Consider the following 23,459-nt stretch of genomic DNA (forward strand, 5'->3'; position numbering starts at 1 on the left):
ATAACAATGATGATTTATTTGGGCAGGTTTAAGTGGTAAGGGATTCTGGAAGAGTTAGTACGTTACGACATCATTATCAGGATGATCTGGAAGCCTTTACCTGGAGTGCGTTAGTCGCAATTGGTATCGCAATAAAGGATCATAAAATCTACTCTAAAATGTCAGAGCATCTATTCATTATGCATTGGCTGGCTATTGCCAAAAAAAGAAAAATCTTTTCGAAGAGCATTGTCAGTGAGCTTCAGTGGTTAATTGATGAGGGGAAGAAAAAAAGCCTCAATGCACAACTTAAATTTAAAATAGAATATTTGTACGCCACATCGAGTGGTGATGTGGCAATGCAAAACGACTATTTTAAATTTACTCACACGATTGAAGTGTTGAGAAATAATGGATGGGAGAGCTTTCTGCTCACTCCGGAGAAGTGGCAAGGCCTTCATGAGAGTATTAAGGTCAGAAAAGGTGACTTTATTTTTATGGATGACACCCGGCTTCAGGAGTGCTTTGGCGTGCAGGGGGAGATAGTCAAACCTTTCTGTATTCGAGTGTACGGCGATATTGAGTTTGCAAAGTTAACGTTCATCAAACATAACCTGCCGGTTGAATTTGTGAAACATATTTCGAATGAGTTTTATTACTTCAATTTTCTTTCTGTTAAGTAATGCTTAACTGATATGGGGGACAAATTTCTGTTTGTTCAAAGAGTGTATTGATCTACCTGTGAAGTTATCGGATATATACCACGCGCAAAGGACAGCGAATGTTTACTCGAAAGTTAGTGATTACAACCGAATGGATAAGGTTGTCGGATACGCCAGACAATGTATCCATTTCTTTTCGGGGCGTTCTTGAGATCGGTGAAAGCACGGTTGTGCCAGATGGCAACACGCCTCTACTTCGCTTAGAAAATGAAATGGCACCTGTCGCCGTTGATGCATTGTCATGGGTGAGGGTGCCAGTTGAACGCCAGGAAAATGTTATCGTCTATATTTTCTGAATCCTGGTTTATAAATCCATTAATAATATTAATGTCGATTTGTTCTTATTTTATTCCTCCCGGTGCAAGATGAGATGTCTGGCTGAACAATCTGTCGGGGATCACATCGCGGGTGAGAGCATTTGTAGCGCGTGTACATTATAAATAATGCCAAACACCGCCACCGCGAGCAGAAACAGGGAGGAGATAAAAACGCTGCGTCTGGCAAACCGCTCTGGCATCCAGCGTTTGAAAACCATGATGTAAAAAGACAACACCGTAACATCAAAAATAACCCACACCAGCGTTAGCGTCAGAATGCTGGTGGTGAAATCTTGCGTAATGGCAATGAACTGGGGAAAAAATGCTACGAAAAACAAAATGTCCTTTGGGTTAGCGACCCCTGTCAGAAATCCATGGATAAGCCCGCTGTTATCGCGTTTTGGCGCACACAGTCCGGGTTTTGAGTCCCTGGCCCGCAGGCCGTTAATCGCCATCACACCGATATACAACGATCCCACAAGACCCAGTACGCCAAGCCATATCGCAGAGATTGAAACCACGCCAGCTAGCATCAGTGCAGCCAGAGCAATCAATACTAAAGAAGCTCCGTTAGTGCCAATCAGCGTGATAAAGGCCCGGCGATAGCCGTGCTGCGACGCGGTGGTGGTAATCAACGCCACGACAGGACCCGGAGTTAACAGCAGGGTTACTACGCTGAGGCTATAGGTAGCCAGTAAAGTGAAATTCATACCTGATTATCCTGATGATATTTTCCATCAGTATTCCGCCTGCGTGGCGCATTGAAAAACGAATAAAACTGCGCTCTACTGTGAGTAAAACTCAACATAGAAGCTGAGAATGACGCTACCTCCGTTGTATGCCCTGAGGGCTTTTGAAGCCGCAGCCCGTCTGGGATCGTTCAGTAAAGCCGCTATTCAACTTAACGTGACGCCGGGCGCGGTAAGCCGTCATATTCGCACGCTGGAGGCATGGTTTGGTTGTGAGCTATTTGTCCGCAGCGGCCCGCGTATCGAGATAACGCCTTCTGGCCAAGGGCTGGCGCAGCAGTTGACGGCTGGGTTTCAGAGTCTGGAACACGCGTGTCATGCCTTTCGCAGCAGCAGTCATGAGCTACGGCTGAAAGCGCCGTCTACGTTGACGATGCGCTGGCTTCTGGACGTGCTGCGTCATTTCCGTGAAGCGCATCCGACCCCGGTTGTCGAAATTTCCAGCGTCTGGATGGATACCGATTCGGTATCCTTCGGTCGTGAACCGTATGACTGTGCGATCCTGTTAGGGAATGGCCATTTTGGTGACGATACCGACAGCCGGTTGCTGTTTCAGGAGTGGCTTATCCCGGTGTGCTCAACCGCACTGCTGGTGCAGGCGCAGCGCGATCTTTCTGCCTGTGAACTGATTCATCCCTCAGCGGATCGCCGTGACTGGCGTCGGTGGCTGCAACGCACCGGGAAGTTTCCGGCGTTGAATCTTGCGCGAGGCAAAGTGTTCGACACCCTGGAGCAGGGCAGTCTTGCCGCGATGAGCGGTCATGGCGTGTCCGTTGCCGACCTGCTGTTAAGCCTGGCGGCCATTCAGGCAGGGATGTTGGCGTTACCGTTTAAAGATGCGGTAGCGACTGGCGAGGGCTATTACCTTGTCTGGCCAAAGACTTCAACACGGCTCAGAAATATTGAGCTGCTGTATCGCTGGTTAAAAAAGGCTGCGCCGTGTGTCTCCTCGGCAGATCTAAACTGGCTGGATTAAGCTGTTTATTCTGCTAATCATCATATTGATAATGGTTCTCATTATTATTGTCGTATTGCGCAGGTAATGGTAATGTTGCTTCAGTTATAAACCGTTAATCCCATTTCCTGTGCAGAAGACAGCATGAACAATACCACCGCCCTGAATGCCTCCGGACGCGTCGCTCGCACTTTCTCCGTCAGCGAGTTTATGGATTTTGGTGAGCGCTACGGGATCGATTACCGCTTTCCCCAGTTGGCACAAAGGCCGGATTTACCGTCTGGCAGCCCTGTTCTGCAAGGTGAAATTGAGGAGATGACTCTCCCATGCGGGATGTGCGTGACGCACTCCGACGTACAGGTATTGCAACCCTACGAAACCACCTCTCGTCACGACAGCCCTCTGTATATGCTGGTGGTACTGGAAGGCTGCGTGATCCTGACGCTTAACGGACAGGAGCATGTGGTGCGCTCCGGCATGGCGTTTAGCTCACGCCTGAGTGAGCACCAGACGATGCGTGCCCGTCATCATGCTGATTGTAAACTGCGGACATTATCGCTCGGTTTGTATCCCGACGGCGCGTGTCGCACGGGGTTGCTCGAATCGTTGATGCGTGAGTGGGAAAGATGCCAAACGCCGACGCTTATCTGGCAGGTGCCGGGGTTTTTACTCAGCGGACTACTGTACACACAGCAGAGTACGATTAGCCATATTTCTCGTCAGCTGATGCTGGAAGGGCTGATATTACAACTGTTTGGTCATGGCCTCAGCGTGTGTCAGGTCGAGAGCGGTAAACGTCTTGCGGCGAGCGGTGAGCAGCAGCGGCTGGAGGTCGTTCGCCGACTGCTGGAGCAGAGTCCCGAAAAAGACTACACCCTTAATGAACTGGCGCAACGCGCGGCAATGAGCCCCAGTAGTCTGCGTAGCAAGTTTCGCGCAGCCTATGGCTGTTCGGTATTCGACTACCTGCGCGATTGCCGTCTGGAACGTGCGCGCGGCTATCTACTGGAAGGATATAGCGTACAACAGGCGGCCTGGATGTCGGGTTATCAGCACGCCACTAACTTTTCTACTGCTTTTCGTCGCCGTTACGGCTTTTCGCCCGGCGATTTGCTCAAACTTTGCTAATCCATATTTGCGTTTTACGCACGTGATTTCCTGACAATTTGGCACTGCGCATAGGCAACCTGGCATCCGGCATAGCTATCTCCGTCAGCAAAAAGGTAATAATTCTCACTTACAATTAGACATGCCTTTGGAGATATTCATGTTCGCGAAGACTCGCTTGGCGCTGCTGGTGGGATGGGTTACCGGCAGCGTGGCTTTTCCTCTGCTGGCGCAGGAAACAACAAAAAACGATACGGTGGTTGTCACCTCGCAGATGCAGAGCGGGGCCACGAAGCTTGCCACGCCGGATATTGAAACACCGCAGTCGGTATCGATCGTAACCCGTGAACAGTTTGAAGAGCAGGGCGCAACCAGCGTGCGCCAGGCCGTCAGCTATACGCCGGGGGTGTACAGCAATCAGATTGGCGCTTCCAACCGCTTTGACTACATCGTGCTGCGTGGCTTTTCTGACGGTAGCCTGGATAACGTCTATCTCGATGGTCTGAAGATGATGGGCGACACCAACTCACACAGCTCGCTGGTGGTCGATCCGTGGTTCCTCGAAGATATCGAAGTCGTACGCGGTCCGGCTTCCGTACTGTATGGTCGTTCCTCTCCGGGTGGCATTGTGGCGCTGACCTCACGTAAGCCATCGTTTGATGCGGGCGGCGAAGTGAAGCTGTTTGCCGGCAACAATAACCAGCGCGGCGCGGCGTTTGACGTCACCGGAGCACTGGATGATAACGATCGCGTGGCGGCGCGACTGAGCGGGATGACGCGTTACGCGGACTCGCAGTTTGGTCCATTGAAGGAAGAGCGTTACGCGCTGATGCCCAGCCTGACATGGCGTATCACCGATCAGACGCGTCTGGATCTGATGGCCTATCTGCACCGTGACCCGGAAGGCGGTAGCCACTCCGGTCTGCCGTATGACGGCACCGTGGTTCCGCATTACGGGCAAAAGATCTCCAACACCTTTTACGAAGGCGAGGATGATTACGACAAATACGATCGCCGTGAAAACATGGTGGGCTACAACATTGAGCATATGTTTGATAGCGGTTGGTCGGTGCGGCAAAAGCTGCGCTATCTGCATACCGACGTTGAGCTGAATCAGGTGTATGCGGCGGGCTGGCTGAATGAAACCGAGCTTAATCGCGGTTACTCCGGCTCTGATGAAAAAATGTCGGCGATTACGCTGGATAACCAGCTCGACGGCAGCTTTGATACCTGGCAGGTAAACCACCGTCTGCTGGTGGGGATCGACTATCAGGATCGCAGCAACAATACTACCGGTTACTACGGCGCTTTCCCGCCGATTGACGCTTTTAACCCGGTGTACGGCGCGAAGCCTGATTACATCGACATGTATGCGCGTGAGAAACACAAGTTGCGCCAGACGGGTTACTATTTGCAGGATCAGATGTCATGGGATCGCTGGCGTATTACGCTCGGTGGTCGCTACGATCAGGTCAGCGTTTCTAACATTGATAAGATCAAGGATACTCGCAGCGATCTGGATAAAAACAACTTCAGCACCCGCGCCGCGCTGCTCTATTTATTCGATAACGGCTTTGCGCCGTACGTGAGTTATTCCACTGCCTTTACGCCAACCAGCTTTGCCGATGAGAACGGCAATCTGCTGGATCCGATGAAAGGCAAGCAGTGGGAAGCGGGGCTGAAATATGAGCCGGAAGGACTTAACAGTCAGTTCAGCGCGTCGGTGTTCCGTATCAATCAGACGAATATTGCCACCAAAGAAGAGCCGACCGATCCGTACCGCTCGATTGGGGAAATTGAATCTGAAGGGGTGGAGCTGGAGGCAATTAGCCAACTGACGGATAGCTTCCGTTTGCAGGCGGCGTATACCTATACCGACATTCGCTATAAGAAAAGCAGCCCGGAAGAACAGGGCAAGCGCGCAGTGTACGCCCCGCGTAACCAGGCCAGTACCTGGCTGAGCTACGATGTGAAAAGCGGTCCGCTGGACGGCCTGACGTTGGGTTCAGGCGTGCGCTACGTTAACGGTATTACCAGCGATCGCCTGAATACTCACACCCTGCCGTCCTACACACTGGTGGATATGGTGATTGGTTACGACTTAACGAATATCGGCATTAAAGGGTTGAGCGCGCAGTTGAACGTTAACAACCTGACCGACAAGCGCTACGTTGCAGCCTGTAACTCGCTCTCATACTGCTACTTCGGCGCCGAGCGCAGCATTGTCGGCAGTGTGTCCTGGAAATTCTGATGTTTTAGCCGGATGCGGCGCTGGCGCCTTATCCGGCCTACAGCAGCGTGCAAATCGTAGGCCTGATAAGCGCAGCGCATCAGGCTTTGTGATTGCGGCTATTGTGTAAAACCGTTCTGCAGACAAATCTGCACGCTGGTGCCTTATCCGGTCTACGGCAGCGTGTAAATCGTAGGCCTGATAAGCGCAGCGCATCAGGCATAGTGGATTGCGGTTATTTTGTAAAATCGTTCTGCAGACAAATCTGCGCGCTGGCGCCTTATCCGGCCTACGGCAGCGTGCAAATCGTAGGCCTGATAAGCGCAGCGCATCAGGCATAGTGGATTGAGGTTATTTTGTAAAACCGTTTTGCATACAAATCTGCGCGCTGGCGCCTTATCCGGCCTACGGCAGCGTGCAAATCGTAGGCCTGATAAGCGTAGCGCCATCAGGCATAGTGGATTGCGGCTATTGTGTAAAACCGTTCTGCATACAAATCTGCACGCTGGCGCCTTATCCGGTCTACGGCAGCGTGTAAATCGTAGGCCTGATAAGCGCAGCGCATCAGGCATAGTGGATTGCGGTTATTGTGTAAAACCGTTCTGCAGACAAATCTGCGCGCTGGCGCCTTATCCGGCCTACGGCAGCGTGCAAATCGTAGGCCTGATAAGCGCAGCGCATCAGGCATAGTGGATTGCGGTTATTGTGTAAAACCGTTCTGCAGACAAATCTGCGTGCTGGCGCCTTATCCGGCCTACGGCAGCGTGCAAATCGTAGGCCTGATAAGCGCAGCGCATCAGGCATTGTGATTGAGGTTATTTTGTAAAACCGTTTTGCATACAAATCTGCGCGCTGGTTCTCAGCGTAAAGGCGACTTTGTCTGGGTACTGGCTGTAATAGTTATGCTCTTCTTCCAGCCCTTTTGCCTGCGCCAGACGTACCGTTTCCAGCGAGCAGGTACGGTAGATCAGGTCTTTATTCATATTGGTCTGCTTCTCGCGCTGTTTATCTGCGGACAGCGCCAGCCAGCTTTCGGACAGTGAGTAATCGTAGACCACCCGATTTCCTTTCGCCTGCACGTTCTCAATGGTAATGAATTCGTCGATTTTCAGTCTTGGCTGCCCACGCATTTTTTTCTTATCTTCCGCGGCGGCATATTGGGCCAGCGCATGAATATCCATACTGGCTATTTTCTGTTTATAAGCATCTACATAAGCGGTAGGTTGCTGATAATGCTGAGCGTAAGCGTTTCTTAATTCCCCGTCATTCATCGTACAACCTGCCAGAAACAGAGGTAATAGCAGTGCCAGTTTTATTTTAGTCATGATGTTATTCCGTTCATTATTTTGATCCCAGTCGCCCATAACAAAATAGAAAAATTATTACAGATGATATTTAAGGTTGTATAAACGAGAGCGCGATGGCACAAGTTCAATTGTCTTAAAATGGCAGGACAGGCGGGAAACCCTGCCAGAATTGGCAGGGTTTTGAACATACTGATAAAAAAATTAATGGCCGATCATCTTTGCCTTCGGGATCAGCTGGAAATACATATGATCAGGCACTGGTGTATCCCAGACATTGGCATAAACGGCATAACCAATGGTGGCAAACAGAATGCCAAGCACCAGTAGCGTCATGGCAACACCTGATAGCGTCTTCTGTCGCCATAACGGTTTACCGTTGTCTTGCGCCCCCGGCGGTGTTTGCAGTGAAAAGCTCAGCGTTGAGGCCACCGGGCAGGATTCAACGCAGGTCATGCAGCCAGTGCATTCCACGGTACGCACCTGAATCAGTCTGTCGACCTGGATATTCGACGGGCAGTTTTTCGCGCATTTTCCGCAGTCGATGCAGCTGTCTGCGTTACGGCGGATTTTAAACGGCGAGAGCAGCGAGAACAGGCCGAGCAGCGCACCATAAGGGCACAGATAGCGGCACCAGGCATTGCGAATAAACAGGCTCAGGACGCTGATAACGACAACAAAGATGAGCGTAGCGGGGCCAATATGGCGAAAGAAATCGAGCATCTTTACGTCGATAATCATGCCATAGGCCGACATTAGAAAATACTGAATCCCCTGCGCAGGCATCGACAGGGCGATATACAAAAAGAAACTCAGCAACAAATACTTCAGACTGAGCAGCGGGATATCCAGCCAGCGCGGCAGCGTGAAGTTGCGACCAAATACTTTCTTCCCCAAATTGCCGAGCAGTTCGGATAGCGTGCCCACCGGGCATAACCACGAACAGAAGGCTTTTTTTAACAACAGACTAATCAGGATAAACGCAACTAACAGCAGCATGGAGGCGGCATGGATAGGCGGAAGAAAACCAGTCTCCAGCGTATAGCGGATATTCATCAAACCCGCGATTGGTAGCCATCCCTCAATACCGCCAGGCCTTGGAATATAGACGCTGGTGCCGGCGGTTTCGAAATAGCGGACCCAGTAATAGAACGTTACGCCAATATAAATATTAATAGCCAGCAGGAGAAACTGGGTGGCTTTTCGCCAGCTGCTGGCATTGCGCCAGTCATTCCACGGCAGCTTGCCTCCGATCGTGCCAGGACGGCGCTGCCAGCGTGTTCTCTTCTTCCCGTTCATGGTTTTATACTATCCCTCATATTTCCCCTTCTGCATTCAGAAGGCGTCATCACCGGGATATGCTAGCGCTATTCAGATTTGGTGTATTTGATTTGCATCTTATTATGTGGCTGTTATTTTTATCACGCAAATAGACTTGAATAAAAATAACAGCTCGGTATTTATCGCCGATCAGATAAATACCCTGAACGGGGTATTTATTTCTCTGTGGCGGAGAAGATTATTCCTGATATACCTCTATGCGATCGCGGCCATTACTTTTCGCCAGATAAAGCGCGCGATCGGCTTTATCAACCAACTGTTTATAGTCGGGGTGATAGTCATATTCGGCGATGCCAATGCTGACGGTAATAGAAAATGATTCTGCCGCCGATGCCGCCATGCACATCCCGGCAATCTTCATACGCAGCGTTTCGAGAATGATACTGGCCTGCGACTTGTCTGACTCGACGAGCAGGATCATAAATTCTTCACCACCGTAGCGGAACACGTAATCGCTGCTACGGATATGATCATAAATGACTGCTGCGACGTTTTTGAGCGTCAGATCGCCGGTATTATGCCCGAAGTTATCGTTAATTTGCTTGAAGTAGTCGATATCCAGCATCGCCAGGCTAAAAGGCTTCCGCGCATGTAACGCTAACGAAATCTCACGCCGCATGATGGTTGGAATAAAGCGGCGGTTAAGTAACTGGGTCAGCGAGTCTTTACCATTTTCCTGTTTCACCAGTGCGTCAAACATTGAGGCGAGCAGGAAATGGATTTTTGCCGACAGCTGGCGGACATCCTGCAACAGGCTCATCCTCTCAGGTTCTGTCGGCTGATGCTGAGGTGACAGGGTGGTCGTCATGCGGTTGTCGATCTCTGCTATCAGCGATTCCATTTCATTCAACAGATTGCTGTTGCCGAGAATGTGTTTTCCTTTATGCGAGAACCACATACCAAAATCAGAATTTGCCAGAAATACCATCTCACCGAAAGGCATACCGATGGCGATGTTATAGATAAACTGATTTTCCCAGTCGGTAAATGAGCGAATTTGTCGTTCGCGTTCGACGTTAACGTCATCGTAAATGGTCTGCAGGCGATACTGCTCCTGCGTATGCAGGGAGTTTTGGTGGCTTGGGGAATAAGAGACGGTCATGGCCTCCAGCGCAGTATCCATTGCCAGACTGCTGAAACAGATAGCATTGCTCAGCAGGGAAGACGAGTCGTCAGCTTTGGTTTTCAATACCCGATACAGCTCATCCTTGAGCTTACGCGCGCCGCGGTTTACCAGATCGATGGGCAGACCGATACGGGCATGCACCACGCCAATTTTGCGTTGTTTGGCCAGCAGCTGCGGTAGATCTTCGTGCGCGCTGCCGAGCACGCTGCGTAACCAGTCAAACATACTACCACTGAGGCGGGTACTGACCTGTTCTGTATTAAGGAACAATGCGCTCTGGGCATGGGAGAGCATATAGTCATAAAAAACGGTCACTAAATGGCGGATCTCTTCATCGCTTAACGATGTGAGGAGCGTGTGAACTTCAGGCGATGTTTGTCATATCAGCGCCTGCCATTCTGTAAGGAGTAATGTGTCGTTTACCGGTTCAACCTGTTCCATCTCACTGCCACTCAACCTGCGATTAAAAATTCAGGCGGTATTACGGACAATTACCTCACGATGGTCAAGTTAAACTCTCTTATCGATGGCTAATACCTTCATAAATAAGTCTTAGCGCGAAAACACCTATTATTGCGCCAATCACCCGGCTGGCAACACGTTGGATACGACCATACGCCCGTCGCACGGCAGGCAAAGAAAATGCCTGGCTGAGAAATATACGCCAGATAACGGAAGACAACACAATACCTGCCCATGCCATCAGTCTGGCCCACGTAGGTGTGTCTGCGCTTAAGGTGACCGAGAAGATACTAATAAAAAACAGCACGGTTTGCGGGTTTGATAAATCCGTTAGTAATCCACGGCGGAAAAACACATACCAGGGGGCGGAAAGCGGTTGCTGTAGCGTGGGCATTTGCGGCGTGGCCTGATGGCGGATGCTGTTCCAGGCAAACCACAGCAGATAGGCACCGCCGACAATCTTAATCAATGAAAATATCTCTTCACACTGGGTGATTAGCGTTGCCATACCAAAGAGCCCAAGGCCGGAGTAAAACGCATCACCCAAGGCAACACCCAGACCGGTCATCACACCTGCGCGTCGTCCGGATGCCAGGCTAGTTTGTACTACCACGAACAGATTTGCGCCGGGGTTAAAAAAGGTTAAAACAAACAGGCTGATGGTGAGAACGACGGCGTGCAGAGGTTCCATAGACAACGTTTCCATTAGTAAGCGCTTAAGTGACAGCTAACACTATAATTTTAGTGCGCACGCCATTCTGCGCATTCACTCACACTGCGCGTTAAAACGCAGCGCCACTGCGTTTTGCGTAATTAACGATTCGCAAAATCTCTTTATATTTCCGCCTGCTCTGGATCTTTTTGCCAGCCTGAACTACTTATTAATCATCCTTGACTCGCATGTCGAATGTTCAGGGGTCGATGATGGCATATATAACAAAATCTGGAGCTTTTATATGAAAACTGGAATTAAAGTACTTATTGGTGCGTTAGCTTTTGTTGTGACCAACGCGTACGCCGCGGAATTTATGACGAAGGTTGAGTTTGAAAAGGTTGAGTCTCAGTATACAAAAATCGGTGATATTTCAACGAGTAATGAAGTCTCTACTTCGGATGCTAAAGAAGACCTTCTGAAGAAAGCTGAAGAGAAAGGCGCTGACGTGGTGGTATTAACCTCCGGCCAAACGGATAACAAAATCCATGGCACAGCCAATATTTACAAGAAAAAATAACGTGCAGCTGTAAAAAATACGACACCCGTCGGTCATTGTACCGGCGGGTTTTCTTTTAATCTGCGCCAGAACGTGGTTCTGCTAATTCCGAGATACCGCGCGGCGGCAGTTTTGTCACCATCAAATTGTGCCAGCACCTGCTGTGGCGTCAGTGATGATGATATGTGCGGTGTAGTGGTAACAACGGACAGTTCCGGTAACAGCTGCTGTAAAAAATCTACGTTCAGCTCTGGCTGCGGTTCGACGCTTAAAAACAGTGCCAGGCGCTCCATCATATTACGCAGTTCGCGGATATTCCCCGGCCAGCCATAATTCAGCAACGTCGGCTGACTTAACCCCAGCCCCTTGCGAACAGGCTCAGAAAACGGCACGTCCAGTTCCGCCAGCGACTGTTTTAAAAAGCCTTCCGCCAGTGGCAGGATATCGGGCAACCGCTCGCGTAGCGGCGGCAGCTTGAGGCGTAAAATGCTCAGGCGATAAAACAGATCGGTACGAAACTCCCCCTGTTTCATCTCCTGCTCCAGATTACAGTGCGTGGCGCTAATCACCCGGACATCGACCGGAATCGGTTGATGTCCGCCCACCCGGGTGACCTCTTTTTCTTCGAGCACACGCAGCAGTCGGGTTTGTAACGGCAGCGGCATCTCGCCTATCTCGTCAAGAAACAGGGTTCCGCCGTGAGCGATTTCAAACAGGCCCGCGCGCCCCCCTCGGCGAGAGCCGGTAAAGGCGCCATCCTCATAGCCGAACAGCTCCGCTTCCAGCAATGACTCGGTGATTGCCCCGCAGTTGACGGCAACAAACGGCGGTGAGGGTTTACCGCGCCGATTCTCCTGACGGGTGAAAAACTCACGGTGAATGGCCTGTGCGGCCAGCTCTTTACCCGTTCCTGTTTCGCCCTGAATGAGGACCGGCGCACGCGAACGGGCGTACAGCATAATGGTGTGCCGTACCTGTTCCATCTGCGCAGAGTGACCGCGCATATCTCCGAGCGCGTAGCGAGTGCGCAACGTATCGCCAGAGGCGTACTGACCGTTTCTGCGTAATGTCAAGCGGGTCATATCCAACGCATCGACAAAGGCCTGGCGCACGGTGGCCGCCGAATAGATAAAGATGCCGGTCATGCCTGCTTCTTCTGCCAGATCGGTAATCAACCCCGCACCAACTACCGCTTGTGTACCGCCAGCCTTCAGCTCGTTGATTTGCCCACGAGCATCTTCCTCGGTGATATAGCTGCGCTGTTCAAGCTGCAAATTGAAGGTTTTTTGAAACGCGAGAAGCGCCGGGAGGGGTTCCTGATAGGTAATGACGCCAATCGACGAGGTGAGTTTTCCCGCTTTTGCCAGCGCCTGTAGCACGTCGAATCCGCTGGGTTTAATCAGGATCACCGGAATCGATAAACGGCTTTTCAGATATGCGCCGTTGGAGCCCGCCGCAATGATGGCATCGCAACGCTCGGTAGCCAGCTTCTTACGGATATAGGCCACCGCTTTTTCGAAACCAAGCTGAATGGGGGTGATGGTCGCCAGGTGGTCGAACTCCAGACTGATGTCGCGAAACAGTTCAAACAGGCGGGTGACTGAGACTGTCCAGATAACCGGTTTGTCGTCGTTCACACGCGGCGGTAGATGTGTATCTGCCATAACTAACCCAAAAAAGTAAGGAACCGAGTATTAGGGTTTAGTTGTGTTTCATAAATGTTGCAATGAAACGTGAAGGAACGTTTCATGAAACGATAGCTGACACGCTTTTGTGCAACAAAAATAGGAGTATTGGATTTAATGTATTGTTTTAAAAGATAAAAAATTAAATTGAAGAGAAAATAAGCTCCCTGGCATACCCCTTGCTTTAGAAATATCAACGAACGATAACAAGTTGATAACAAGAGGACGGGATATGTCTCTACACTCCCCAGGGCTGGCGTTTCGCGCTGCGCTCACTAAAGAAAACCCATTACAAATCGTTGGCACCATCAACGCCAACCACGCTCTGCTGGCTCAACGTGCCGGGTATCAAGCGATTTATCTCTCCGGCGGCGGTGTCGCGGCGGGGTCGCTGGGGCTGCCGGATCTCGGCATTTCTACCCTTGATGATGTGCTGACTGATATTCGTCGCATTACGGATGTTTGCCCGCTGCCATTGCTGGTGGATGCGGATATTGGTTTTGGATCGTCTGCATTCAACGTGGCGCGTACCGTCAAGTCGATTTCCAAAGCGGGTGCTGCTGCGCTGCATATTGAAGATCAGATCGGCGCCAAGCGCTGCGGTCATCGCCCGAACAAGGCGATCGTCTCGAAAGAAGAGATGGTCGACAGGATCCGCGCAGCCGTTGATGCGCGCACCGATCCCAACTTTGTGATTATGGCGCGGACCGATGCGCTGGCGGTGGAAGGGTTAGAGGCTGCCATCGATCGTGCCCAGGCGTATGTCGAAGCGGGCGCTGACATGCTGTTCCCGGAAGCCATTACCGAACTTGAGATGTACCGCCAGTTTGCCGATGCGGTACAGGTACCAATTCTCGCCAACATTACTGAATTTGGCGCCACACCGCTGTTTACCACCGATGAACTGCGCAGCGCGAACGTTGCGATGGCGCTATACCCGCTGTCAGCTTTCCGCGCCATGAACCGCGCGGCGGAGAAGGTTTACAACGTGCTGCGTCAGGAAGGTACGCAAAAGAACGTTATCGACATTATGCAGACGCGCAACGAGCTGTACGAAAGCATCAATTACTACCAGTTCGAAGAGAAACTCGACGCGTTGTACACAAAAAAGTAACCGTCGTAGGCCGGATAAGGCGTAGCCGCCATCCGGCAATAAATTAGTACCCTACATATTACAATAATGACGAGGACAACATGAGCGACACAACGATCCTGCAAAATAGTACCCATGTCATTAAACCCAAAAAATCGGTTGCGCTGTCAGGCGTCGCTGCCGGAAATACTGCCTTATGTACCGTGGGTAAAAGCGGTAACGATCTGCACTATCGTGGCTACGATATTCTTGACCTGGCACAACAGTGCGAATTTGAAGAAGTTGCGCATCTGCTGATTCACGGGAAATTACCCACCCGCGATGAGCTCACCGCCTATAAAAGCAAACTGAAAGCGCTGCGCGGATTGCCCGCTAACGTGCGTACCGTACTGGAAGCGCTGCCTGCCGCCTCGCATCCGATGGACGTGATGCGCACTGGTGTTTCCGCGCTGGGTTGTACGCTGCCGGAAAAAGAAGGACATACCGTCTCCGGCGCACGCGATATTGCCGACAAACTGCTGGCATCGCTCAGTTCTATCCTCTTGTACTGGTATCACTACAGCCATAACGGCGAGCGTATTCAGCCGGAGACCGATGATGATTCTATTGGCGGTCACTTCCTGCATTTGCTGCATGGTGAAAAGCCATCACAAAGCTGGGAAAAGGCGATGCACATTTCGCTGGTGCTGTACGCCGAGCACGAATTTAACGCTTCCACCTTCACGGGGCGTGTGATTGCGGGAACTGGCTCTGATATGTACTCCGCGATTATCGGCGCGATTGGCGCACTGCGTGGGCCGAAACACGGCGGCGCGAATGAAGTGTCGCTGGAAATTCAGCAGCGCTACGAAACGCCGGATGAAGCCGAAGCGGATATCCGTAAACGCGTTGAAAACAAAGAAGTGGTGATTGGCTTTGGTCACCCGGTTTACACCATCGCCGACCCGCGCCATCAGGTGATCAAGCGTGTGGCGAAACAGCTTTCTCAGGAGGGCGGTTCGCTGAAAATGTACAACATTGCCGACCGTCTGGAAGAGGTGATGTGGGAAACGAAAAAGATGTTCCCTAACCTCGACTGGTTCTCGGCAGTCTCTTACAACATGATGGGCGTCCCCACTGAAATGTTCACACCGCTGTTCGTTATCGCCCGCGTCACTGGCTGGGCGGCGCACATCATCGAACAGCGTCAGGACAACAAAATTATCCGTCCTTCCGCCAACTATACCGGCCCGGAAGATCGCGAATTTGTCCCTATTGAAAAACGTTGCTAATGCAAAACCTCTAAAGATAAAAAAACAGGAAATGTACCCTATGTCTGCACATATTTCGAACGTCCGCCCTGAATTTGACCGTGAAATCGTTGATATCGTTGATTATGTCATGAACTACGAGATCACCTCGAAGGTGGCGTATGACACCGCGCATTATTGCCTACTTGATACCCTTGGCTGTGGCCTGGAAGCGCTGGAATATCCGGCCTGTAAAAAACTGCTGGGGCCGGTTGTACCGGGTACCGTCGTCCCGAACGGTGTGCGCGTACCGGGTACCCAGTTCCAGCTCGATCCGGTGCAGGCGGCGTTTAACATCGGTGCGATGATCCGCTGGCTGGACTTTAACGACACGTGGCTGGCCGCAGAATGGGGTCATCCTTCCGATAACCTCGGCGGTATTCTGGCGACGGCTGACTGGCTGTCGCGCAATGCGGTGGCGGTGGGTAAAGCGCCGTTAACCATGAAAAAAGTGTTAACCGGAATGATTAAAGCCCATGAAATTCAGGGCTGTATCGCGCTGGAAAACTCCTTCAACCGCGTCGGTCTGGATCACGTCCTGCTGGTAAAAGTCGCTTCCACGGCGGTGGTTGCCGAGATGCTCGGCCTTAACCGGGATGAAATTCTCAACGCCGTCTCGCTGGCGTGGGTCGACGGTCAGTCGCTGCGTACCTATCGTCATGCGCCGAATACCGGCACGCGTAAATCCTGGGCGGCTGGCGATGCCACCTCACGTGCTGTGCGTCTGGCGCTGATGGCGAAAACCGGTGAAATGGGATATCCATCTGCACTGACGGCGAAAACCTGGGGCTTCTATGATGTCTCTTTCAAAGGCGAATCTTTCCGCTTCCAGCGCCCGTACGGTTCGTACGTGATGGAAAACGTGTTGTTTAAAATTTCCTTCCCGGCAGAGTTCCACTCGCAGACCGCGGTAGAAGCGGCGATGACGCTGTACGAGCAGTTACAGGCTGCAGGTAAGACCGCTGCCGATATCGAAAAAGTGACCATTCGTACGCACGAAGCCTGTATCCGCATCATCGATAAAAAAGGCCCGTTGAATAACCCGGCGGATCGTGACCACTGCATCCAGTACATGGTGGCTATCCCGCTGCTGTTCGGACGCTTAACGGCGGCAGATTACGAAGACGGCGTGGCGCAGGATAAACGCATTGATGTACTGCGTGAAAAGATTAACTGCTTCGAAGATCCGGCCTTTACTGCCGATTACCACGACCCTGAAAAACGCGCCATCGCGAATGCCATCACGCTTGAATTCACCGACGGCTCACGCTTTGAAGAAGTGGTAGTGGAATACCCAATTGGCCACGCGCGCCGTCGTAACGACGGTATGCCGAAGCTGGTCGAGAAGTTCAAAATTAACCTGGCGCGTCAGTTCCCGACCCGTCAGCAGCAGCGCATCCTGGATGTCTCCCTGGACAGAGCCCGCCTGGAGCAGATGCCGGTCAATGAGTATATGGACCTTTATGTAATCTAAACCTGCGTGCGGCAAGGCGTAAGTTCAACAGGAGAGCATTATGTCTTATAGCGAGTTTTATCAACGTTCTATTACGCAGCCGGAGTCGTTTTGGGCCGAACAGGCCCAGCGTATTGACTGGCAGCAGCCGTATACGCAGGTGCTGGATCACAGCAACCCGCCGTTTGCCCGCTGGTTTTGCGGCGGCAAGACCAATTTGTGTCATAACGCCATCGACCGCTGGGTGGAGAAACAGCCTGAGGCGCTGGCGCTGATTGCGGTGTCATCGGAAACCGAAGAAGAACGTACCTTTACCTTTCGTCAGCTGTACGACGAAGTGAACGTGGCGGCGGCAATGTTGCTGTCGCTGGGCGTACAGCGTGGCGATCGGGTACTGGTTTATATGCCGATGATCGCCGAGGCGCACATTACGCTGCTGGCCTGCGCGCGCATTGGGGCGATCCATTCGGTGGTGTTCGGTGGCTTTGCCTCGCACAGCGTGGCGGCACGCATCGACGACGCCCAACCGGTGATTATCGTTTCGGCGGATGCCGGCGCGCGCGGGGGCAAGATCCTGCCGTATAAAAAGCTGCTCGATGATGCAATCAGTCAGGCGCAGCACCAGCCGCGTCATGTGGTATTGGTCGATCGCGGTCTGGCGAAAATGGCGCGGGTGGAGGGGCGCGACCTTGACTTTGCCGCGCTGCGCCAACAGCATCTTGGCGCGCGGGTGCCGGTGACGTGGCTGGAATCGAATGAAACCTCCTGCATTCTCTATACCTCCGGGACAACCGGTAAACCGAAGGGCGTCCAGCGTGACGTTGGTGGCTACGCGGTCGCGCTGGCGACTTCAATGGACACCATTTTCGGCGGTAAAGCGGGCGGTGTGTTCTTCTGCGCGTCGGACATCGGCTGGGTGGTTGGGCATTCGTATATCGTGTATGCCCCACTGCTGGCGGGGATGGCGACGGTGGTGTACGAAGGGCTGCCAACGTACCCGGACTGCGGCGTTTGGTGGAAAATTGTTGAGAAGTATCAGGTCAGCCGGATGTTCTCCGCCCCAACCGCCATCCGCGTGCTGAAGAAATTCCCGACCGCGCAAATCCGCAATCACGATCTCTCCTCGCTGGAGGTGCTGTATCTGGCCGGGGAACCGCTGGACGAACCGACCGCCAGTTGGGTAACGGAAACGCTGGGCGTCCCGGTTATCGACAACTACTGGCAGACTGAATCCGGTTGGCCGATTATGGCGATCGCCCGCGGGCTGGACGACCGCCCGTCGCGGCTGGGTAGCCCGGGCGTGCCGATGTACGGATATAACGTGCAGTTGCTCAATGAGGTAACCGGTGAGCCCTGCGAAGCGAATGAAAAGGGCATGCTGGTGATTGAAGGGCCGCTGCCGCCGGGCTGTATCCAGACTATCTGGGGTGATGACGCGCGGTTTGTGAACACCTACTGGTCGCTGTTTTCTCGTCAGGTGTACGCCACCTTTGACTGGGGTATTCGCGATGCGGACGGCTATTACTTCATCCTTGGTCGTACGGATGATGTCATCAACGTGGCCGGGCATCGGTTGGGGACGCGTGAGATAGAGGAGAGTATTTCCAGCTATCCGAACGTTGCCGAAGTGGCTGTGGTCGGCGTGAAGGACGCGCTGAAGGGGCAGGTAGCGGTCGCGTTTGTCATTCCGAAACAGAGCGACAGCCTTGAAGATCGCGACATCGCACATTCGGAAGAGAAGGCGATTATGGCGCTGGTGGACAGTCAGATTGGTAATTTTGGCCGCCCGGCGCACGTCTGGTTTGTATCGCAGTTGCCGAAAACGCGCTCTGGCAAAATGCTCAGACGGACGATCCAGGCGATCTGTGAAGGCCGCGATCCTGGCGATCTAACGACCATTGACGATCCCGCGTCGTTGCAGCAAATCCGTCAGGCGATCGAAGAGTAACATCGTGTGATGCCCGGTGGCGCAATGCTTACCGGGCCTTTTAGTATCGTAGGCCGGATAAACCACGTGAGTGGTGCATCCGGCAAAGAGGCTTTTACAGCGCGACGCTTTCGCGACGACGCCGCAGGGAAAACGGCCCCGGACCGCTAAGGGTAAATACGGAAATCAGCGTGAAGCTCAGCGCAATAATCCCCAGCACCAGATAAGCTCCCTGGAAACCAATACTCTCATACATTTTCCCGGCCAGAACTGACATGAAAATCATGGCTAACTGTTTGAAGAAACAGAAACACACCAGATAAATCGTGGCCGAGAAACGTACTTCGAACTGGCTGGTGATGTATTTGAAGCAGCCGACGATCAGGAACGGTATCTCAAACATATGCAGCGTTTTGAGAATAACGACCTCCAGTGCAGTGGTGGCGAATGACGAGCCAATAATCCTTACCGACATAATCGTACCGGCCAGCAGCAGGGCGTTCTTTCCGCCAATGCGGTTCACAATCAGCGGTGCAAAGAACATGATAGAGGCGTTGAGTAATTCTCCCATCGTCGTGACGTAGCCAAACACGCGGGTACCCTGTTCGCCGGTGGCAAAGAATGAGGTAAAGAAGTTGGCGAACTGCTGGTCAAACACATCGTAAGTACAGGAAACGCCGACCACATACAGGGAGAGGAACCAAAGTTTCGGTTGTTTAAATAACTCCAGCGCCAGCTTCAGGCTGAATGCCGAGTTATTGGCGCCTACCGCATCCGCGACTTTTGCAGAAGAGGGGGCATCTGTTTTTGAAAATAACAGCAGCAATGCCAGAATGACCGCACAGCCAGAGCCTAACCAGAAGACGAATTGGTTATTGATGGTGAACATAATTCCGGCAATCGAGGCGCACAGCGCCCAGCCCACGCAGCCAAACATGCGCGCGCGACCAAATTCAAAGTTGCTTCTGCGGCTGGCTTTTTCAATATAGGCTTCAATCGCTGGGGCACCGGCATTGTAAATAAAGCCAAGGTAAATCCCGCCGACAATTGAACCCAGTAAAATATTAACCTGCAATAATGGGCCAAATACGTAAATAAAGAACGGGGCAAACATTACCAGCATGCCGGTAATTACCCACAGCAGATGTTTACGCAGGCCAAGCTTATCGGACAGCAGTCCGAAAATTGGTTGGAATAACAAAGAAAACAGTGAGATACAGGCGAAGATGATGCCGGTATCGCCTTTACTGATATGGTTTACATCGTGTAACCAGATAGGGAAGAAGGGGAAATACGCACCCATAATAAAAAAGTAAAAGAAGAAGAAAAAGCCGAACATCCAAAAGTTAGTGTTTTTTAAATAATACATAACAGACTTCCTATAAATGCGGGCAGGTATCAACCTGCCCTGCTTATATTATTATTTTTGGCCCCAGACGAACTGGAAGTGGTAGCGTCCGGCGCTCAGCTGGAATTCCGGCGACACGGAAGGACTCCACGAATCATCGCCGCCGACGCCCATATGGAAGCCATCAATATTGAGCCAGGTGCCTGCCTCAGGTTGCAGCAGATGGCGGTGGCTGGTTTCCATCAGTTGCTGCTGGCTAAAGCGGCTGATGTTGAACTGGAAGTCTCCGCGCCACTGGTGCGCACCGTAGTACAGTTCGCGCGTGCCGCAGCGCAGACCGTTTTCGCTCGGGAAAACATACGGGGTGTACATCTCATCAAGCGACAGATCCCAGCGATCGAAACAGGCGGCGCCCAGACGGTCCGGGTAGTTCTCATGCGGGCCAAGACCTAACCAGTTAACTCGCTCCGCAACCTGCGCCAGCTGGCAGCTCAGGCCGATGCGGGCCGGATGCGGCGTACCGCTGGCAACGTCGACATCCACCGTTATCTGCATTTCACCATTACCGTCAATACGATAGCTTTTTCGGCTGACGAACAGCGTTTCGCCCCGATACTGCCACGCATGTTCGGTGGTGATCAGTGCCGCACTGCTCAGCGTATCGGCAGCACAGTGCAGTAACGTTGCTTCAGCCTGATAGTGACCGGCGGCCTTCCAGCGTTCAACCCAGGCGTTAGGGTCGATGCGGGTTGACTCGCTCACGCCGATGTCGTTGTCCAGCGGCGCGCGGGTGAACTGGTCAATAAGCGGGCTTACCAACTGGGCTTCATCGCTAATCCAGTATTGTGTTAGCAGGCCGGACTGACGATCGAATTGCCAGCGTGTGTTGTTGGCCACCACGGTAAAATTGCTCTCACTAACATCCAGCTGTGGTGCGCTGCTGGCGTGTGATGGACGTACCAGGCTGAGCTTCTCTTCCAGCTTCCACTGTTGCCAGGCGCTGATATGCCCGGCTTCTGACCATGCGGTTGCCTGAGGCTGCTCTACGCGCACCGTCAACCACAGTTCGCCTGCGGTGTCCGGCATCGGAACGTTCGGCAGGGTAATCACCTGGTGGCCCTGTGGGGCGATATCCAGAACGATTTCTCCGGCGGCCAGCGGGTTGCCGTCCAGGGCAATCGACCAGTGCAGAACTTCGTTATCGCTGCGGCGGAACAGATATTCGCTGGTCACTTCAATCTGGCGTTCAGCGCCCGGCAGTAACGTGAACTGGAAAAACTGCTGTTCATGTTTGGCCTCATATAACGCCGGATGCGGAGTGCGATCGGCGAACACCAGCCCGTTCATGCAAAACTGACGATCGTTAGGCGTGTCGCCAAAATCGCCACCGTAGGCTGACCATGCTTTGCCGTTCTCATCATATTTGGTCAGCGACTGATCCACCCAGTCCCAGACAAATCCGCCCTGCAGGCGCGGATACTGACGGAACGCTTGCCAGTATTTGGCGAAGCCGCCAAAGCTGTTGCCCATAGCGTGGGCGTATTCACAAAGGATCAGCGGACGCTGTTCGCCGGGCATCGACAGCCACTTTTTAATCGACCATTTGGGTACTGCGGGGAAGGGCTGATCCTGATCGACGCGGGCGTACATCGGGCAAATAATGTCGGTGGCGGCAGTATCAGCTCCACCGCCCTCGTACTGCACCGGACGTGACGGGTCTTCTGATTTTATCCAGCGGTAGAGCGCGTCGTGATTGACGCCATGGCCGGATTCATTGCCCAGTGACCAGATAATAATGCTCGGGTGGTTGCGATCGCGCTGCACCATGCGCGTGACGCGTTGGCTCATGGCAGGCAACCATGCGGGATCGTCGGTGAGGCGATTCATCGGCACCATGCCGTGGGTTTCAATGTTGGCTTCGTCGACCACATACAGGCCATAACGATCGCACAGGGTGTACCACAGCGGATGGTTCGGGTAATGGGAACAGCGCACGGCGTTGAAGTTATTCTGCTTCATCAGGATGATGTCCTGCACCATCGTCGCCTCATCCATCACCTGGCCGTTGACCGGATGGTGCTCATGGCGGTTGGTACCGCGAATCAACAGCGGCTTGCCGTTTAACAGCAACAGGCCGTTTTCGATACAAACCTGACGAAAACCAACGTCACAGGCTTCCGCTTCAATCAGTACTCCGCCTGCGGTGTGTAACTGCACAACGGCGCGGTACAGATTGGGTGTTTCGGCACTCCACAGAGCCGGTTTTTCGACGTTCAGACGCAGAGTTACCCGGTCATGATAAGCGCCGCGTTCATCAATGATCTCACTGCCGAGTGGTGAGGTCGTTTCGCGGGTGAGCGTTTCACCTTCCCACAATTGCAGGGTGACGCGTAAATCTTCGCTCTCGTTGCCACCCACTCTGACTTCCGCTTCCAGCGTGGCGCGGCTGAAGTTGTCATTAAAACGGGTATTAATGCGCAGGTCGCGGATTTGCGTAGTGGGCTTATGCAGCAGGGAGACATCGCGAAAAATACCGCTCATGCGCCACATGTCCTGGTCTTCCAGATAGCTGCCGTCGCTCCAGCGCAGCACCATCACAGCCAGACGGTTTTCGCCGCGCAGCAGATAATCGCTAAGATCAAACTCAGACGGTAGACGGCTATCCTGACCGTAGCCGACCCAGCGACCGTTGCACCACAGATGAAACGCGGAGTTCACGCCGTCAAAAATAATGCGCGTCTGACCTTCCTCTAACCACGCGTCTTCGATATTAAATGTGAGCGAGTAACATCCTGTCGGGTTCTGTGCCGGAACGTACGGAGGATTCACCGGGATTGGGTAGGTGACGTTGGTATAAATTGGCGCATCATAACCGTCCATCTGCCAGTTAGAGGGGACGTTGACGGTGTCTGTCTGTGGCAGATCGCTTGTCAGCCAGCTTTCTGGCACAGCCTCCGGCGCGGCAAACCAGGCAAATTGCCACTGTCCATTCAGCGAGCGTAACTGACTCGAACGCTGATTGGTACGTGCATCATCCGCTGAGCGCCAGCTACAGAATGGCGGATGTGCTTCCAGCCGGTTGAGCTGCGTGACGCCGGGATTTTCCCAGTCGCGGCGGGCCAGAACAGCGGAGAGTGAATCTGTGTTCAGGTTCATAACGG

The 23,459-nt window shown here is 52.6% G+C and carries 17 protein-coding genes and 1 pseudogene; 10 read left to right on the plus strand and 8 right to left on the minus strand.

Going from position 1 to position 23,459, the window contains the following annotated elements:
* Positions 1-32 precede the first annotated feature (32 nt).
* A complete protein-coding gene (locus OGX86_RS15065) occupies positions 33-662 on the plus strand; it encodes a DUF2913 family protein (RefSeq protein ID WP_128317650.1) in 630 nt (209 codons plus the stop codon).
* Positions 663-760: 98 nt separating this feature from the next.
* Complete coding sequence (locus tag OGX86_RS15070) at positions 761-997, plus strand: hypothetical protein (protein ID WP_020996594.1); 237 nt, start codon at positions 761-763, stop codon at positions 995-997.
* Between the two features lie 101 nt (positions 998-1,098).
* Here the strand turns inward: OGX86_RS15070 and OGX86_RS15075 are convergent, their stop codons facing one another.
* Entirely contained in the window at positions 1,099-1,728 is a 630-nt protein-coding gene (locus OGX86_RS15075; RefSeq protein WP_048226381.1) for a LysE family translocator, read from the minus strand.
* A gap of 109 nt (positions 1,729-1,837) precedes the next feature.
* On the opposite strand from OGX86_RS15075, the gene OGX86_RS15080 reads away from it, so the two are divergent.
* The 3 genes from OGX86_RS15080 to foxA all read left to right on the plus strand — a co-directional run bounded on the left by OGX86_RS15080 (position 1,838) and on the right by foxA (position 6,080).
* The gene (locus tag OGX86_RS15080; protein WP_125363725.1) at positions 1,838-2,743 is read left to right on the plus strand and encodes a LysR substrate-binding domain-containing protein; all 906 of its coding nucleotides are present in this window, start codon (positions 1,838-1,840) and stop codon (positions 2,741-2,743) included.
* 123 nt (positions 2,744-2,866) lie between these two features.
* Positions 2,867-3,850 (plus strand): helix-turn-helix transcriptional regulator, encoded by a 984-nt coding sequence (locus OGX86_RS15085; RefSeq protein WP_286640259.1) that lies wholly within the window; start codon positions 2,867-2,869, stop codon positions 3,848-3,850.
* Between the two features lie 121 nt (positions 3,851-3,971).
* The gene (gene foxA / locus OGX86_RS15090) at positions 3,972-6,080 is read left to right on the plus strand and encodes a ferrioxamine B receptor FoxA (RefSeq protein WP_100247269.1); all 2,109 of its coding nucleotides are present in this window, start codon (positions 3,972-3,974) and stop codon (positions 6,078-6,080) included.
* A 794-nt stretch (positions 6,081-6,874) separates the two neighbouring features.
* Here the strand turns inward: foxA and OGX86_RS15095 are convergent.
* From OGX86_RS15095 to OGX86_RS15110, 4 genes and pseudogenes are all read right to left on the minus strand, one after another.
* Positions 6,875-7,384 carry a hypothetical protein gene (locus OGX86_RS15095; RefSeq protein ID WP_231504623.1) on the minus strand — a complete coding sequence of 170 codons (510 nt, stop codon included), beginning with the start codon at positions 7,382-7,384 and terminating at the stop codon, positions 6,875-6,877.
* A 183-nt stretch (positions 7,385-7,567) separates the two neighbouring features.
* The gene (locus OGX86_RS15100) at positions 7,568-8,662 is read right to left on the minus strand and encodes a 4Fe-4S binding protein (RefSeq protein ID WP_048214839.1); all 1,095 of its coding nucleotides are present in this window, start codon (positions 8,660-8,662) and stop codon (positions 7,568-7,570) included.
* 220 nt (positions 8,663-8,882) lie between these two features.
* Positions 8,883-10,271: pseudogene (locus OGX86_RS15105) on the minus strand (diguanylate cyclase).
* Positions 10,272-10,350: 79 nt separating this feature from the next.
* Positions 10,351-10,983, minus strand: a complete 633-nt coding sequence (locus OGX86_RS15110) for a LysE family transporter (protein ID WP_008783857.1) — start codon at positions 10,981-10,983, stop codon at positions 10,351-10,353.
* 265 nt (positions 10,984-11,248) lie between these two features.
* Here OGX86_RS15110 and yahO point away from each other — a divergent pair, with 265 nt between their 5' ends.
* The gene (gene yahO / locus OGX86_RS15115) at positions 11,249-11,524 is read left to right on the plus strand and encodes a DUF1471 family periplasmic protein YahO (protein ID WP_032942474.1); all 276 of its coding nucleotides are present in this window, start codon (positions 11,249-11,251) and stop codon (positions 11,522-11,524) included.
* A 32-nt stretch (positions 11,525-11,556) separates the two neighbouring features.
* Here yahO and prpR read toward each other — a convergent pair whose 3' ends face one another.
* The gene (prpR, locus tag OGX86_RS15120; RefSeq protein WP_048226372.1) at positions 11,557-13,167 is read right to left on the minus strand and encodes a propionate catabolism operon regulatory protein PrpR; all 1,611 of its coding nucleotides are present in this window, start codon (positions 13,165-13,167) and stop codon (positions 11,557-11,559) included.
* A 253-nt stretch (positions 13,168-13,420) separates the two neighbouring features.
* On the opposite strand from prpR, the gene prpB reads away from it, so the two are divergent.
* The 4 genes from prpB to prpE all read left to right on the plus strand — a co-directional run bounded on the left by prpB (position 13,421) and on the right by prpE (position 18,971).
* The gene (prpB, locus tag OGX86_RS15125; protein ID WP_048226370.1) at positions 13,421-14,302 is read left to right on the plus strand and encodes a methylisocitrate lyase; all 882 of its coding nucleotides are present in this window, start codon (positions 13,421-13,423) and stop codon (positions 14,300-14,302) included.
* An 80-nt stretch (positions 14,303-14,382) separates the two neighbouring features.
* On the plus strand, positions 14,383-15,552 hold the full coding sequence (gene prpC / locus OGX86_RS15130) for a bifunctional 2-methylcitrate synthase/citrate synthase (RefSeq protein ID WP_032942476.1): 1,170 nt from the start codon (positions 14,383-14,385) through the stop codon (positions 15,550-15,552).
* 40 nt (positions 15,553-15,592) lie between these two features.
* Positions 15,593-17,044, plus strand: a complete 1,452-nt coding sequence (locus OGX86_RS15135) for a bifunctional 2-methylcitrate dehydratase/aconitate hydratase (protein WP_286640260.1) — start codon at positions 15,593-15,595, stop codon at positions 17,042-17,044.
* 40 nt (positions 17,045-17,084) lie between these two features.
* Positions 17,085-18,971, plus strand: a complete 1,887-nt coding sequence (prpE, locus tag OGX86_RS15140) for a propionate--CoA ligase (RefSeq protein ID WP_128317657.1) — start codon at positions 17,085-17,087, stop codon at positions 18,969-18,971.
* 94 nt (positions 18,972-19,065) lie between these two features.
* On the opposite strand, the gene OGX86_RS15145 is transcribed toward prpE, so the two are convergent.
* Both OGX86_RS15145 and OGX86_RS15150 read right to left on the minus strand, forming a co-directional pair.
* Positions 19,066-20,319, minus strand: a complete 1,254-nt coding sequence (locus OGX86_RS15145) for an MFS transporter (protein WP_048226366.1) — start codon at positions 20,317-20,319, stop codon at positions 19,066-19,068.
* A gap of 51 nt (positions 20,320-20,370) precedes the next feature.
* Positions 20,371-23,454 carry a beta-galactosidase gene (locus OGX86_RS15150; protein WP_286640261.1) on the minus strand — a complete coding sequence of 1,028 codons (3,084 nt, stop codon included), beginning with the start codon at positions 23,452-23,454 and terminating at the stop codon, positions 20,371-20,373.
* Positions 23,455-23,459: the final 5 nt, after the last annotated feature.

The sequence above is a fragment of the Citrobacter sp. Cpo040 genome, assembly GCF_030332915.1.
GTDB classification, from domain to species: Bacteria; Pseudomonadota; Gammaproteobacteria; order Enterobacterales; family Enterobacteriaceae; genus Citrobacter; species Citrobacter portucalensis.